Origin of the sequence: Accumulibacter sp. (assembly GCF_036625195.1) — a bacterium.
Lineage (GTDB): Bacteria > Pseudomonadota > Gammaproteobacteria > Burkholderiales > Rhodocyclaceae > Accumulibacter.
The window spans coordinates 2,961,221-2,975,683 of sequence record NZ_JAZKUG010000001.1; the positions used below are offsets into that span (position 1 = coordinate 2,961,221).

Below are 14,463 nucleotides of genomic sequence, written 5' to 3' on the forward strand. Positions count from 1 at the left end.
ATGAAGAGGGGACTGCGGGTCGGTGGCAGCGTGCTGCTGACGTTCCTGACCGCGCCGGCGCTGGCCGGCGAGTTCGACTGCATCATCGAGCCGAGCCGGACGGTCGAGGTGCGGGCGGCGAGCGAGGGTCTGATCGAGAAGATCTGGGTCGATCGCGGCGACATGGTGAAGGCCGGGCAGGTGCTGGTGACGCTCGATTCGGGCGTCGAACGGGCGGCGACCGAGGCCGCCCGCTACCGGTCGACGATGCAGGGCCGCGTCCGCACGGCCGAGAGCCGGGTCGAGTTCTCGACCGCCAAGTACAACCGGCGCGAGAAGCTCGCCGGGCAGTCGTTCATCTCGCTGCACGACCGCGACGAGGCGCTGACCGAGAAGCGGCTCGCCGAGTCCGAGCTGGTCGAGGCGCGCGACGACCGCCGGTTGGCCGAGATCGAGCATCGCCGCCTGTCCGAACAACTGCGCCTGCGGACGGTCAAGAGCCCGGTCGACGGCATCGTCGTCGACCGGCTGCTGAGCGCCGGCGAACTGGCCGACAACCGTGACCTGCGCAAGCCGATCCTGCGCCTGGCCGACATCGGCACGCTGTTCGTCGAGGTGCTGATGCCGATCGAGGGATTCGGCAAGCTGGCGCTCGGCCAGACCGTCGAGGTGCTGCCCGAGGCGCCGGTCGGCGGCCGCCATGCGGCCAAGGTCACGGTCATCGACCGCGTCCACGACGCCGCCAGCGGCACCTTCGGCGTCCGCCTCGAGATGGCCAATCCGGGACTGAAGCTGCCGGCCGGGATCAAGTGCAAGGCGAGCATCGCCGGTGTCGGCGGTCGCCCGGCCGGTGCTGCGGCCGGCGCCGGGGCCGCGCGTCAACCGGCGACGCCGCCGGCGAGGGCGACGTCGCCGGCGAGGTCTCTGTAGTTCGCTGCGGCGATGCCGCTTGCCCCTGCTGCCTTGCCGCCTGTACTGTAGCGGTTGTCCATGTCCGCGATGCCGGCATTCCGGCCGGCAGCCCATCAGGAGACGATCACCATGAGTACCCCGCCCGCATCACCAGGAAGACGCAAGGCTGGATCGGCTGGCAAGCGAAGCACACCGAAGACGGCGCCGGAGGAGGCGGTGCCTGCCGCGCCGCCAGCGAGCGAACCCGGAATCGTCGACCAGGTGCGCGCCATGGCCGGCAGGTTGCTCGACCTCAGTTCGGCGACGGTCGTTGCCGGTCGGGCGCTGCAGACTGCCGGCAAGGTCGGTCGGGCATTGCAGGAGGGCCATCCGATCGATGCCGCGAGCGAGGTGGTGCGCGCCGTGCTGCCCGGCGTCGGCGATACCGCTGCGTGGGCGAAGACGGGCGCGGCACTGCGCGCCGTGCGCGAGACGGCCGGGCTGACGATCGCCGAAGTCGGCCAGGCGATCGACCTCAAGGATCCGACGCTGATCGAGGCGATCGAGAATGGGCGCCTGGCCCTGTCCTTCGAATTGATCCTGCGCCTGGCGGCGGTATTTGGCCGCAACGACCCGGTTGGTTTCGTCATGCGCTTCACGCGGGCATCGAACCCCGAGCTGTGGCAGACCCTCGAGGCACTGGGTGTCGGCAGGCTGGTGCTGCAGACCGTGCGCGAACATCAGTTCGTCAATCTCTATCGCAGCAATGATGAGGCGCGCGCGCTGAGCGACGAGGAGTTCGCCGAGATCCTGAGCTTCACGCAAGCCGCTTTCGAGATGGCGATGGCCTTGCGCGCGCGACATGCGCGGCGCGCCGGCAAGCCGAACGACCAAGGCACGGCGTGATGCAGGGGAGCGGCAGGGGCTGGGCGGGCCGCCACCGCGCGGCGGCGCGAGCGATGCCGGCCGCCCCGGGTGCAATCGGAAGTGCGACTGTGGATCAGGCGGCCTGTTGACGTGTGGACTGCCAATAGCGGTCCCACTCCTGGTTGGCGCGGCAGACACGCAGCGCCAGCATGTGCTTGGCGTTTTTCAGTTTCCACCAAGCGCCGGCCCGCTTGAGACGGTCCTGGATGACGTAACGGTGTGCGCTTTCGATTTCGCCGGACCCTATTGGCAGCCCGGCCACGAGCGCGTCTTGATAGTTGAACTGTCCCGGGCGATTGGTGAGATAGCGATGCGCCGCGCGCACCGGGGCGTTGGCATCGGGAACGGTGTCGTCCTCGACGAATCGCTGCAGTTCCTCGACGACGTCCTGGAGGCGGTTCTGTTTCAGCCGATCCTTCTGCGTTTCCAGCCAAGCCCTCGCCGCCGTGCCGGCGATCGTGTCCCCTGCGGCCGTCAGGTAGTCACAGACATGGTAGAAATCGACGAGAAAGTGGCCTTGCAGTCCGAATTGCTCACTCACCTGATCCGCAATCCATGCGGCGCCGTCGCTGACCGCATGGACCTTGGTCTTACGCCCCAGTCCGGCCTGAACCGCCGTGCGCAACAGCGTCTCTCCGACCTGGTCGGGCGGGCCCACGGTGGCGCCGAACACCGGGGTGACGGAGCCCGGCGCATGGACCAGACTCAAACGCGCTTCCCTCCAGCCCACCCGGCGGGTCTTGCGGCGGTCCACTTTCGCGCTCTGGTCGTCCGATTCGGCCGTCTCCACGACGGGAATCATGCTCCCATCGATCTCGCCGATCAACTGCTCTACGCCGTCTCGTGCCGGGATTTTTGCCGCCGCTTTCGGGCGCTCGTCGATCGTCGCGGCATGCCGCAAGACGATCGGCCAGCACGTACTGGCGGACACCTCGATACCGTAGTGCTCTTTCAGCTTCTGCGGAATGCGCGCCGCGGGCGCGTCCGCCCCGAAATCAACGATCGCTCGCTGCAGCGGCTCCGAGCAGCCCCGGCAGACCACCTCCGCCGAACGCGTGAATGGCCGGATCTCCGGCCCGCGCGTCCCTTGCCGGAAGACCTGCTCCGCTACTTCGATCTGTCCGTACCGGGTCTGCCAATAGACGTTTTTTTTCCTTCCGCTGCACGCCCGGTTGTTGCGCCACCTCTTCTTCCTTCCGCTGCGCTTGCCGTCGCGCCCAGCCGTGCAACGCTTCGTTGCCCAACTGCCGCAATTCCTCCGTCACCCGCCGCTCCGCCTCCGCCGCCTTCTCAACATCGCCGGCCGCATTCTCGACCACCGCCAGCAACGACTCGATCTTGGCTTGGAGCTCGGGATGATCTCTAAACCGCTCTTCCAAACCCCGACTCGGCTTGAGTCGCCCCTCCATTTCCGACCACCTTTCTGTCATGGGTCTCGCTCCAAGGTGAAGTAACCCATCACTATTTACCCCACCTCCGCCCAATTGTCTAGTGCCGAATGCCACCGCCAACCACCTCGCCCCGGCGTCAGTCGCACTTCCGATTGCACCCGGCCGCCCCTGAGCCGCATTTTTCCGCTACCATGCCGCGCGGGGGGACTTGCCTCTCGCACGCGGTACTCGGACAGGTCGTTGGCCGGGGCGCCGCGTGACAACCTGACAAGGAGGGTTACGATGCTACGCAAGAAACTGGCCATGCTTTCTGCCGCCGCTTTTCTGGGTTTCGCCGGCAGTACCCTGGCCGCAGAGTACGGAACGCCCGCCGAGGCGAAAGCCATGCTGGACAAGGCCGCCGCTGCCGTCAAGGCTGACAAGGCGAAGGCGCTGGTGATGTTCACCAAGGGTGAGGGCGGGTTCAAGGATCGTGATCTGTATCCCTACTGCGGCGGTCCCGACGGCAATTTCACGGCGCATCCGACCCTCGTCGGCCAGAGCCTGAAGGGGCTCAAGGACAAGGCCGGCAAGCCGCTCGGTGAGGAGGTGTATGCTGCCGCCAAGGAGGGGACGATCAGCGAGGTGACCTACATGTGGCCGCGCCTGGGTCAGACCGATCCGGTGGTCAAGGTCGCCTACGTCACCCGTATCGGCGACCAGGTGTGCGCCGTCGGCTACTACAAGTAACGTAGCGGAGGAGGGCGCGGCACGGGCATCTCCGGATGCCGCGTCCTGTGTCGCAATGGCCAACAAGAAAACCCCGCTGCGGCGGGGTTTCTTGTTGCTCGTGGCTGCGTGACACGCGCTGTCGCACGGTGTCCGTCAGTAGATCTCGGGAATGAAGGTCTGGTCGGAGAGCGGCGGGCGGACGTACCCACCCTCGTCCTGACGAGGCGGCAGGACGATCGGCTGTGGCGTCAGGTCCTCGTAGTCGATCATGTTCAGCAGGTGCGTCATGACGTTCAGGCGGGCACGCATCTTGTCGTCGCCGTTGACCACGTACCACGGCGCCTGTTTGATGTCGGTGTGCGCGAACATCGCATCCTTCGCCTTCGAGTACTCGACCCAGCGGGCACGCGACTGCAGGTCCATCGGGCTCAGCTTCCAGTGCTTTTCCGGATGGAAGATGCGCTTCTGGAAGCGGCGCTCCTGCTCCTCGTTGCTGACCGAGAACCAGTACTTGATCAGGATGATGCCGCTGCGCACCAGCATTCTCTCGAATTCCGGGCAGGTGCGCAGGAACTCGCGGTACTCCTCTTCGGTGCAGAAGCCCATGACCCGCTCGACACCGGCCCGGTTGTACCAGCTGCGGTCGAAGAGGACCATCTCGCCACCGGCGGGAAGATGTTGCACGTAACGCTGGAAATACCAGGACGTGGCCTCGCGCTCGGTCGGCGCCGGCAGTGCGGCGACGCGCGTGACGCGCGGACTCAGGCTCTCGGTGATGCGCTTGATGCAGCCCCCCTTGCCTGCGGCATCGCGACCTTCGAAGATCACCACCACCTTGAGCTTCTTGAACTTGATCCACTCCTGCAGCTTGACGAGCTCGATCTGCAGCTTGGAGAGCGCCTTCTCATAGGTCTTGGCGTCCATCTTCGGCTTGCGCACGGGTACGACTTCGCCCAGGCCGACCGTCGGCGTCGATGAGCCAGCCGCGGTGTCGGGTTTCGCATTCGCGCTCTTCGCGCTCTTCGGGCTCTTCGCCTTGGCCGGCTTGCTCTCCGCCGGTTGCTCCGCAGCCTTGGCAGCGCGTGCCGAAGCCTTGCCCGTGGCCTTTGCCGGAGCGGCCGCAGCTGCGGGCACCGCAACCTCGTGACCGCCGCTCTCGCTCGCCACCGGACTCGCGGTCGCGGTCACGGCTTCCTCGTTGGTCGGTTTCAGTTCACTCATTGACACCTCCTCCATGTGGCTGACTGCACTCGTGCAGTGCCGGCACAATTGCCTGCAAGTTTGCGCTCGAAACGTTCGCGGGCGACATTATCGTACATTTATCCGCAGAAATGGACGATTTTCTGCACGAAACGTGTGGTGCATCGGTCGTCCTGCCAAAGGCGCGTGCGCCGTGCGTGTGCCGTGGCCGGAACGCCAGCCGCGGACGCGACTTTCAAATCAAGGATGATGAGCATGCGGCAAAGGAAGTGTTGCATCGATGGCTTCGCTTGCGCTCAGTCCTGCGGTTCCTGATGCTGATCGCGGATGGCGATGATCTCCGGCAGATGTGCCTGGAAGCAGCCGATCACCTCGGGATCGAAATGACTGCCAGCGCTGCCGATGACCCAGGCCACCGCCTCGTCGACCGGCCACGCTCTCTTGTACGGGCGGCGCGAGGTCAGCGCGTCGAAGACGTCGGCGACGGCGACGATGCGTCCGGCCTGCGGGATGGCGAGGCCGGCGAGGCCGGCGGGGTAGCCGCTGCCATCCCATTTCTCGTGGTGGCTGAGTGCGATCGTCCGGGCCAGGCGGAGAAGATCGGATTCGTCGCCGGCGAGGATGCTGGCACCGATCTCGGGATGGGTGCGGATGATCGCCATTTCGTCCGCATCGAGCTGGCCGGGCTTGAGCAGGACGGCGTCGGCGATGCCGATCTTGCCGATGTCGTGCATCGGGCTGGCGTTGAGCATCAGGTCGCTGGCCGCGTCGCTCCAGCCGAGGCGGCGAGCGAGAAGGGCGGAGTACTCGCTCATGCGCAGGATGTGGTAGCCGGTCTCGTTGTCGCGGTATTCGGCCGCGCGACCCAGTCGCCGCACCACCTGCAGGCGGGTCTGGGTCAGTTCATCGGTGCGGATGCGCACCATCTCTTCGAGAATGCCTTTTTGATCATGCAGCATGCGGTGTGCGAGGTGGGCATCGAGCAGGTTGTTGACGCGCATCAGGAGTTCGGCCATGTCGAAGGGCTTGCCGATGAAATCGCGCGCGCCGCCAGCGAGCGCCTTGAGCAGGGTCTCGCGACCGTGCTGGGCAGTGAGGATGACGATCGGTGGCAGCAGCGGGTCGTCGAGCGCCTTGAGTTGGGCCATCACCTGATAGCCGTCGAGATGCGGCATGTTGATGTCGAGCAGGATCAGGTCAGGGCGTCCGGCGCGATAGCGTTCGAGCACCTGGCGCGGATCCTGGATGGCCACCAGCTGCTGGTATTTCCGGCTGCCGAGCATCTTGCCCAGCAGCTTCAGATTCGCCGGTTCGTCGTCGATGATGAAGATGCGGGCCTGGTTGCGCAGTTGCTCGTTCATGCTCCCTCCGGGTTGGTCGTGTCGAGCGCAGGCCCGTGGTGCCTCAGCGACGGCTGCGGGGAGTCCGGGCTGGCGGTGACATCGTCCGCCGGGACAACAGCTGTCTGGTCGCTGGCGTCCGCCAGCGGCAGTTCGAAGCTGAAGGTGCTGCCGACGCCGAGTTCACTGTCAACGCGAATCGTGCCTCCCATCGCCGTCAGCAGCCTGTGCGTCAGCGCCAGCCCGACGCCCGTGCCCTCGACACCATCGTACGATGATACCAGTCGCTCGAAAGGCTGGAACAGGCGCGGCAGATGCTCGCCGGCGATGCCACGGCCACTGTCGCGAACGGCGACCTGCACTCGGCCGCCGCGGCGCACGCTGCCAATATCGATCGTTCCCTGCTCGCTGTTGAACTTGATGGCATTCGAGAGCAGGTTGAGGATCACCTGTTTCAGGCGGCTGCCGTCGGCCAGCAGTACCACGTCGTCGATCGCGCTGGCGATGTGGATGCCGCGCGCCTCGGCAAGCGGCCGGACGAGCGCCACACACTCGGCAACGACCGGTGCCAGGGGCACCGCCGCGAGCGTCAGCTCGATCCGGCCGCTTTCGACTCGCGCCAGGTCAAGCACTTCGTTGACCTGTTCGAGCAGGTGGTGGCCGGCACGGAGAATCTCCTGCACGCTGTCGCTCTGCCCGGCCGACAGCGGGGTATCGCCAGGCATCGCGAGCAGCTGGCCGAAGCCGAGGATGGCGTTCAGTGGTGTCCGTAGTTCGTGGCTCATGCGCGAGAGGAACTCGGTCTTCGCCGCATTGGCCGACTCGGCAGCCTCCTTGGCCGCGGCCAAGGCGGCAGTTCGCGCCGCGACCAGCGCTTCGAGGTGGTGCCGGTGCTGTTCGAGTTCGTCTGACGCGCGTTTGCGCTCGGAGATGTCCTGGCAGAAGTCGATGTAGCCGATGAATTCGCCGGTACGATCGAAGCGCGGATTGCCGGCATCCTCGATCCAGTGGTACTCGCCATCGCCGGCACGCAGACGATACTCCATGCGGAACGGCTGGCGGTTCTCGAAGTGCTCGTCGTAGCTGCGTCGACAGGCATCGAGGTCTTCCGGGTGAATCCCCTCAGCCCAGCCGGCAGCGACCTGCTCTGCCAGCGAGCGGCCGCTGAAGCGCAGCCATGGCTCGTTGAAGTAGTTGGCCCGCCGGTCGCTGCCAGAGGTCCAGATCAGTGCTGAACCGCCGTCGGCCAGCGTACGGTAGTGCTGCTCGCTCTCCTGCAGGGCGGCCTCGCGCTGCGCCAGCGATTCGAGCAGCAGGTTGAAGCTGCGGATCAGTTGCCCGACCTCGTCCGCAGCCGCCGTCGGCAGGGGCTTCGGGACCGGGCCGGCGGCGTGCGACATGTCGGCAAGGAGTGCCGAGGCGGCCAGCATCGGCGCAAACTGCTGCCGCAACATGCGGCTGAGGAACCACCAGCCGAGCGTGCCGACGAGCAGGCTGAGCACCAGCGCCACCAGCAGCACCCGTTTCTGCAGCGCGACTATGGGCTCGAAGGCTTCGCTGGTCGGCAGCACGCTGACCAGGAACCAGCCGGCGACCGCTATTCGCTTCGCTGCAGCCAGTTCCTCGACGCCACGTGAGTTGAGCGCGACACCATAGCCCTCGTAGCCGCCGACGAAGCGGTCGTGGTTGCGGTTGACGCCGGCCGCTGGCATCGGCGACATGGTGCGCGAGCGATCGGTGCCGGTGACGATGAGTGCGTGCTGTGGCGCGATGATCAGGTAACCGCCGGTCCTGCCGTAGCGCTGGTCGACGATGCGGTCGAAGAAGTTCGGCTGGCCGAGGTCGATGACCCCGCTCAGCGCGCCGATGACCTCGCCGCCGGCGCCGCGGATGGGCGCCGCCAGAGCGATGGCCGGAGAACCGAGCGATCGGCTGATGACCGGCCGGCCGATGCTGGCCCGACCTTCCCTGAGGGCGGCGACCATGTAGTCGCGGTCGGCGTAACTGCTGCCGATCTGCTGCGGCAGGTAGGGAACGCTGGCGAGCGTCAGGGCATTGCCGTCGCGGATGCGCGTGCCGCCATTGAACAGCTGCTGGAAGGTCGTACGCTGTTCGAGGAATCGCTGCAGCTCGGCCGGCTTGCCGAGCAGGGCAGGAGGAATCTCGCCGGCAACCTGGATGAGGGCCTGCAGCCGCGTATCGAGTTCGGCATTGAGCTGCACGGCGATGATCGAGGTCGTCGAGAACTGCTGCTCGCCGAGCAGGTGCGTCATGTCCTGGCGCAGGCTGCGCGTGGCGTACAGGGTCAGCGACCAGATCGCGAGCAGGAACAGCGCCAGCGTCAGGGTGGTGATGCGCGTCTTCAATGACCAGACGACCGGTCGCATCGCAACCCCATCGCTGACCTCCGGCGGCGTTTCCGGACTCACTCCGGGCGTGCCGATCGCTGATCCTCCAGCGCCTGGTCGACGACGCGCAGGAAGGCGGCGATGTCGATCGGCTTCGTCAGATAGTCGAGAAAGCCCGCCGCGCGGCCGCGTTCGACGTCGCGGGCGAGGGCGTTGGCGGTGATGGCGATGACCGGTGTGCGGCAGGTGGCCGGGTTCTCCTGCAGGACGGCAAGGACCTCGTAGCCGTCCATGTCCGGCATGTTGATGTCGAGCAGGATGAGATCGGGCCGGTGCGCCAGCGCCAGCTCGACTCCCAGCTGCGGTGCGTGCGCGGTGAGCAGGCGCAGCTTGCCGTGGCGGCCGAGGATCTGGGTCATCAGCTTGAGGTTGGATGGGTTGTCGTCGATGCACAGGACGCGCTGTTCATCGCCGGCCGCCGGTGTTGCCTCCTGCACGCCGCCGCCGTCTTGGGCGCTGTCCTGGCGACCGAGGATCGCGGCGGGGAGTTCGATCCAGAAGCGACTGCCGACGCCTGGCTCGCTTTCGGCGCCGATCTCGCCGCCCATCAGTTCGACCAGGCGCTTGGTGATCGTCAGGCCGATGCCCGTTCCCTCGATCCCGCTTTCCTCGCCCTGCAGGCGGGTGAAGGGCTGAAAGACGTCGGCGAGGCGCGCGGCAGCGATGCCGACGCCGCTGTCGGTGACGCTGATGCGCTGGCGCAGTCCGGCCGCCGTGCTTTGCTCGTTGATCTCCATATGGATGCTGCCGTTGTCGCGGTTGTACTTGACTGCGTTCGACAGCAGGTTGAGGATCGCCTGCTTGAGGCGCACCCGGTCGGCGCACACCGCCGCAGCGGCGGGGACATCGATGGTCAGCCCGATGCCACGGGCCTGCGCCAGCGGTTCGATGAGGTGTCGGCAATCATCGACGACGGCCGCGATGGCGGTCGTCTCGAGCGACAGGTCGACTCGTCCCGCCTCGATCCGCGCGAGGTCGAGGACTTCGTTGATCAGATCGAGCAGGTGGCGGCTCGCCTTGAGGATCTCGTGCACGCTGTCCTGCTGGTCGGTGCTCAGGTCACCGTCGTACTCGAGCATCTGGGCAAAGCCGATGATGGCGTTCATCGGCGTCCGCAGTTCGTGACTCATGCTCGACAGGAAATCCGATTTGGCCCGGTTGGCGCTCTCGGCAGCGTCCTTGGCCAGCGACAGCTCGGCCGTGCGCTGCGCGACGAGGGTTTCGAGATCGGCTCGATGGCGCTCGAGTTCGGCTTCGATCGCCTTGCGCTCGCCAATGTCGGCGCCGGAGCTGAGCGTGCCGACGATGTGCCCGGCGTCGTCGAGCAGAGGGCCGGTCTTCCAGCCGATCAGCCGTTGCGAGCCGTCGCGGCAGAGGACGCTGTCCTCGGACGACAGATCGGCGTCGGCCGCACCGGCGATGATGCGCCGGAAGAGCGGCAGGCCCTGCTCGATGCCCCGCGGTTGTGGCAGGCAGGTGCTGAACCAGCAGCGACCGAGCAGCTCGCTTTCGGCATAGCCGAGCAACTCGCGGCCGGCGCGGTTGATCATCGTGATCCGGCCGTCGGCATCGAGCGCCAGCATCAGGCTCTGCACCGTGTCCAGATAGCGTTGCGCGAGATCCCGCTGCTGCCGCACGAGTTGCTCGGCGGTCCTGCGCGCGCTGACGTCGCGCAGGACCAGAAGCAGATGAACGCCACCGCTCGGCGGCGTAACGAAGGTGCTTTGCACCTGCAGCGTCCGCTGCGTGCCGTCGCGGTGGCGGATCGTCCACTCCTCGCCGCGCAGATGCTCGCCGCTGCGAACGCGTTCGGCACGCCGCAGCGCTTCTTCCGGTCGTTCGCCGTCCACCCGCAGGACCTCTTGCCAGCCCAGGTCGTTGGCTTCGTCCATGCCGTAGCCGGTCAGTTTCTCCATCACCGGATTCCAGACCGTGAAACGAAGCAGCGGTGGCGTCGCGATCTCATGGCAGACGGCGATGCCGTCGACCATCGCGTCGATGATGCAATTGGTGAACGCCGCCTGCTGCTGCACCACCGCTTTCATCTGCATGAGATCGGTGACGTCGAGCATGACGCCGACCAGTCCGCCGAGGGCGCCATCGACGCGGTTGAACGTCGCCTTGTTGAAGATGACATCGCGCAGCGAACCATCGGCGTGGGCAACCGTCGCCTGGTAGGTCTGTGTCCCGCGCTGCGCCAACAGGGCACGGTCGGCCGCCAGATATCTGTCGGCAAGTGCGGCAGGAGCGATGTCGTGGGCCGAGCGGCCGATCAGCTCAGCACGGCTGATGCCGAGGTATCTCTCGAAGGCGCTGTTGCAGCCCAGGTAGTGGCCGTTCTCGTCCTTGAAAAAGACCGGGTTGGGGATCGTGTTCAGAAGCCCGTCGGTGAAACGGAGCTGATCGGCCAGGCGCTGGCGTTCATCGGCAAGCGCTTTCTCCGCCCGCTTGCGATCGCCGACGTCGCGCGCCGAGTAGAAGAGCAGGCGCTCGCCGTCGATCGTGGCCGGCTCCCCGCTCACCTCGACGTCGATCAGGTTGCCATCCTGGCGCCGATAGCGGGTCTGCAGCACGCGCCGCGAGGGACTTGCGAGCTCGCGCCGCAGCAGGGCAAGCCCGTCGGCATCGCTGCAACGGACATCCCAGCAGTGAATGTGGCTGCCGATGACCTCGTCGCGCGAACAGCCGAGCATGGCGCAGAAGGAATCGCTGACCTCGACGATGCAGCCGTCGCCGTCAAGCACATGGACGCCGTCGCTGGCCGCCCGCAGCAGGGCTCGATTGTTCTCGCTGGCGCGTTGCAGTTCGGCCTGCACGCGGCGCAGCTCGGTGACCTCGGAAACCAGGTGCATCGCGTTGGTGGCCGGCGTCGCGCTGATCGACAGGACGACGTCGGCGACCGCCCGTGCGTGCCGTGCCATCTGCGTGTCCGCGTGCCGCCGCGCTTCATCCCCGCCGTGACCGGAGCGCCGCGCCGCCACCAGGCACGCCATGTAGCGGTCGTCCTCGAGGATGTGTGAGATCAGCCAGCGGGCGAGGAAGGCCATCGACTCTTCGGCGACGCCGGCGGTCCGGTTCGTCTGCCAGCGCCCGCGCAGGCGCGCGAGCTCGTCGACGAAGCTGGCGTGCACCTGTCGATGGCGGACCTCGGCTTCGTCGTCGGTGAGGTGCTGCCGCCAGACGGCCTCCTCGGTCGCGAAGTGGTGGAGTGCGTAAGCGGCGAGTTCGTCGAACATCGCCTCGAGTTGCGGGACGTTCGTTCGGAAGGCGACATGCGTGGCGAGGGCGTTGATCAGTCGCACCAAGCGGCGGTGCTGCGCGTCGACCGCTGGCAGCCCGGTTTCGAAGCTCTCGTTCCACGGCAGGAAGTCGACGGCGTGCAGGGCGCTGCGGGTCATCGGCTGGATGAGGACAGGAGGGTACGTCCGGGTCAACGGCAGCCGCGAGGAAAACTTGAGCTGCATTCCCGGAGGAGCGCTCGGCTCGCCGATGCGCAGCCGTCGGTTGGCTGGCGTCGTGGTCGGATCTGGTGGGGCGCCAGTGCGGCAGGACGTGCGAACGGCGGCTGGCGAACGGGAAAGGGGGCTGGGATTGGGACGGGGATTGGGCGGCGCAGTGGCGGGCGAGCGCTGCGGCGGCGACGGTCGTCCGTTGCCGCCGGCCGGCAGTTGCCGCGCAGGCGCCTGCCGGCCGCGTGCGTCGCTCAGGCGATGCGGGCGAAAGCCTCGACGACCTCAGGTGGCGCCTGCACCAGCTCGATCAGGACGCCTTCACCAGCGATCGGGAATTCGGCGCTGGCTTTCGGGTGCAGGAAGGTGATGTCGAAGCCTGCGGCACCCTTGCGGATTCCGCCCGGCGCGAAACGGACGCCGTTCGCCGTCAGCCACTCGACGGCTTTCGGCAGGTCGTCGATCCACAGGCCAACGTGATTGAGCGGCGTGGCGTGGACGGCCGGTTTCTTCTCCGGGTCGACCGGTTGCATCAGGTCGACTTCGACCTTGAACGGGCCTTTGCCCATGGCGGCGATGTCTTCATCGACGTTTTCGCGCTCGCTGACGAAGTTGCCGGTGATTTCGAGGCCGAGCATGTCGACCCAGAGCTGCCGGAGTTTCATCTTGTCGGGACCGCCAATGGCGATTTGCTGGATTCCGAGGACCTTGAACGGACGTTGGCTCATGTGCTGTACTTTCTCGAGAGAGGAACAGGAGACGCTCCGGCCGCGGGATCTCAGTCACGGGCAGAGCGACGGATGGCTGCAGCGGCTGCAATCTCGCCGCTGCGCGAAAACGCTTCGACGTTGGCTTCGATGGTATCAGGATCGTACAGATAATTCACCATCAGGCCGTAGGACTGCTTGTGGCCGCGCGGCGAGGTGTCGGCCAGGTAGTTGAGGCGCTCGATGCGGGCGCCATTGCCGAGGTGGAAGCGGGCGACCGGGTCGTAGGGGCGGCCGCCCTTGGCCGTCGCCAGCAGGTAGCGCGCCGCCAGACGCAGCAGCCCGTGCTGCAGGGCGCGCGTCAGGCGCGGGTCCTGGCTCCAGCGGCTGTCGGCGAGCAGGCTCTGCAGGTCGCTGGCGCTTGCTGGTGGCAGGGTGTCCGCCGGCAGGTGGCGTCCGATCCGTTCGAGGTCGGCGGCGCTGAACGCTTTTGCCCAAGCCTCTGGGTTCTTCTCGGTCCAGCGACGGAAAGTCGGCAACGGCGACAGGGTGGCGAAGCTGACCAGCCGCGGGTAATCGCGCTTGAGGTCGTCGACCACCCGCTTGAGCAGGAAGTTGCCGAACGAGACACCGCGCAGGCCGGCCTGCGTATTCGAGATCGAGTAGAAGATCGCGGTGGTCGCGCGTTGCGCGTCGAACACCGGCGCGTGCTCGTCGAGCAGGGTCTGCACGTTGTCGGCCAAGCGATCGACGAGCGCCACCTCGACGAAGATCAGCGGCTCCATCGGCATGCGCGGATGGAAGAAGGCGTAACAGCGGCGGTCGGAGTCGAGGCGGTTCTTGAGATCGCTCCACGAACGGATCTCATGCACCGCTTCGTACTCGATCAGTCTCTCGAGCAGGGCGGCCGGTGAGTTCCAGGTGATCCGCTGCAGCTCCAGGAAACCGACGTCGAACCAGGCACCGAGCCGCGATTCGAGTTCGCGATCGAGCGAGCGCAGCGCCGGATCCTGCGTTGCATAGCGCAGGAGGTCGGCGCGCAGGTCGACGAGGAACTTGACGCCCTGCGGCAGGGCGTTGAACTGCGTCAGGATGCGCAGGCGCGTCGAACGCATGGCATTGCGCAGCGCCGATTCGGCCGCCCATTGCTGGTCGCTGCCGACGGCAGCCTGGTAGCCGGCATGCGCCTCGGCGACGCGCTGCGGGTCGGGTCCGAACTCGGTGGCAACGAGTCGCAGGAAGGTGGCCCGCCCCTCGTCGTCGAGATGCTGGTACGCGCCGGCGAGACGGGCGGCGCGTTGCCTGGCCGAGATCTCGCCACCGACGCCGCTGGCGCACTCATGCAGCAGCGCGCGCACCTGCACCAGCTGCTTGCCCGCGAGGCCGCGGGCGGCACCACCTTCGGCGAGCAGCGTGCGCACACGGCGCAGCCCGCGAACCACGATACCTTCTGCCATCTC

11 protein-coding genes are annotated in these 14,463 nt (G+C 66.8%); 3 read left to right on the top strand and 8 right to left on the bottom strand.

What is annotated here, in order from left to right; translation table 11 throughout:
* Positions 1–909, top strand: coding sequence for an efflux RND transporter periplasmic adaptor subunit (locus V5B60_RS13155; protein ID WP_332347486.1), 909 nt, complete (start codon positions 1–3; stop codon positions 907–909).
* Positions 910–1,020: 111 nt separating this feature from the next.
* On the top strand, positions 1,021–1,776 hold the full coding sequence (locus V5B60_RS13160) for a helix-turn-helix domain-containing protein (RefSeq protein WP_332347487.1): 756 nt from the start codon (positions 1,021–1,023) through the stop codon (positions 1,774–1,776).
* A 94-nt stretch (positions 1,777–1,870) separates the two neighbouring features.
* On the opposite strand, the gene V5B60_RS13165 is transcribed toward V5B60_RS13160, so the two are convergent.
* Positions 1,871–2,839 (bottom strand): ISKra4 family transposase, encoded by a 969-nt coding sequence (locus tag V5B60_RS13165; protein ID WP_332345952.1) that lies wholly within the window; start codon positions 2,837–2,839, stop codon positions 1,871–1,873.
* Entirely contained in the window at positions 2,793–3,227 is a 435-nt protein-coding gene (locus tag V5B60_RS13170; RefSeq protein ID WP_332345299.1) for a hypothetical protein, read from the bottom strand. Before V5B60_RS13170 ends, V5B60_RS13165 begins: the two co-directional genes overlap by 47 nt.
* 264 nt (positions 3,228–3,491) lie before the next feature.
* Here V5B60_RS13170 and V5B60_RS13175 point away from each other — a divergent pair, with 264 nt between their 5' ends.
* Positions 3,492–3,917 (top strand): cache domain-containing protein, encoded by a 426-nt coding sequence (locus V5B60_RS13175; RefSeq protein WP_434735378.1) that lies wholly within the window; start codon positions 3,492–3,494, stop codon positions 3,915–3,917.
* Positions 3,918–4,052: 135 nt separating this feature from the next.
* Here V5B60_RS13175 and ppk2 read toward each other — a convergent pair whose 3' ends face one another.
* The 6 genes from ppk2 to V5B60_RS13205 all read right to left on the bottom strand — a co-directional run bounded on the left by ppk2 (position 4,053) and on the right by V5B60_RS13205 (position 14,460).
* Entirely contained in the window at positions 4,053–5,120 is a 1,068-nt protein-coding gene (gene ppk2 / locus V5B60_RS13180; RefSeq protein WP_434735331.1) for a polyphosphate kinase 2, read from the bottom strand.
* Between the two features lie 275 nt (positions 5,121–5,395).
* Complete coding sequence (locus tag V5B60_RS13185) at positions 5,396–6,460, bottom strand: HD domain-containing phosphohydrolase (RefSeq protein ID WP_332347489.1); 1,065 nt, start codon at positions 6,458–6,460, stop codon at positions 5,396–5,398.
* A complete protein-coding gene (locus V5B60_RS13190) occupies positions 6,457–8,868 on the bottom strand; it encodes a sensor histidine kinase (protein WP_332347490.1) in 2,412 nt (803 codons plus the stop codon). Before V5B60_RS13190 ends, V5B60_RS13185 begins: the two co-directional genes overlap by 4 nt.
* Complete coding sequence (locus tag V5B60_RS13195; RefSeq protein ID WP_332347491.1) at positions 8,865–12,311, bottom strand: bacteriohemerythrin; 3,447 nt, start codon at positions 12,309–12,311, stop codon at positions 8,865–8,867. The genes V5B60_RS13190 and V5B60_RS13195 overlap by 4 nt, the downstream gene beginning before the upstream one ends.
* A gap of 239 nt (positions 12,312–12,550) precedes the next feature.
* On the bottom strand, positions 12,551–13,024 hold the full coding sequence (locus tag V5B60_RS13200) for a VOC family protein (protein WP_332347492.1): 474 nt from the start codon (positions 13,022–13,024) through the stop codon (positions 12,551–12,553).
* Positions 13,025–13,074: 50 nt separating this feature from the next.
* Positions 13,075–14,460 carry a malonyl-CoA decarboxylase gene (locus tag V5B60_RS13205; protein ID WP_332347493.1) on the bottom strand — a complete coding sequence of 462 codons (1,386 nt, stop codon included), beginning with the start codon at positions 14,458–14,460 and terminating at the stop codon, positions 13,075–13,077.
* Between the last annotated feature and the right edge of the window lie 3 nt (positions 14,461–14,463).

Coding starts and splice junctions, on each gene's coding strand:
- V5B60_RS13155 (WP_332347486.1), top strand. CDS start 1: ATGAAGAGGGGACTGCGGGTCGGTGGCAGCGTGCTGCTGACGTTCCTG.
- V5B60_RS13160 (WP_332347487.1), top strand. CDS start 1,021: ATGAGTACCCCGCCCGCATCACCAGGAAGACGCAAGGCTGGATCGGCT.
- V5B60_RS13170 (WP_332345299.1), bottom strand. CDS start 3,227: ATGACAGAAAGGTGGTCGGAAATGGAGGGGCGACTCAAGCCGAGTCGG.
- V5B60_RS13175 (WP_434735378.1), top strand. CDS start 3,492: ATGCTTTCTGCCGCCGCTTTTCTGGGTTTCGCCGGCAGTACCCTGGCC.
- ppk2 (WP_434735331.1), bottom strand. CDS start 5,120: ATGAGTGAACTGAAACCGACCAACGAGGAAGCCGTGACCGCGACCGCG.
- V5B60_RS13185 (WP_332347489.1), bottom strand. CDS start 6,460: ATGAACGAGCAACTGCGCAACCAGGCCCGCATCTTCATCATCGACGAC.
- V5B60_RS13195 (WP_332347491.1), bottom strand. CDS start 12,311: ATGCAGCTCAAGTTTTCCTCGCGGCTGCCGTTGACCCGGACGTACCCT.
- V5B60_RS13200 (WP_332347492.1), bottom strand. CDS start 13,024: ATGAGCCAACGTCCGTTCAAGGTCCTCGGAATCCAGCAAATCGCCATT.
- V5B60_RS13205 (WP_332347493.1), bottom strand. CDS start 14,460: ATGGCAGAAGGTATCGTGGTTCGCGGGCTGCGCCGTGTGCGCACGCTG.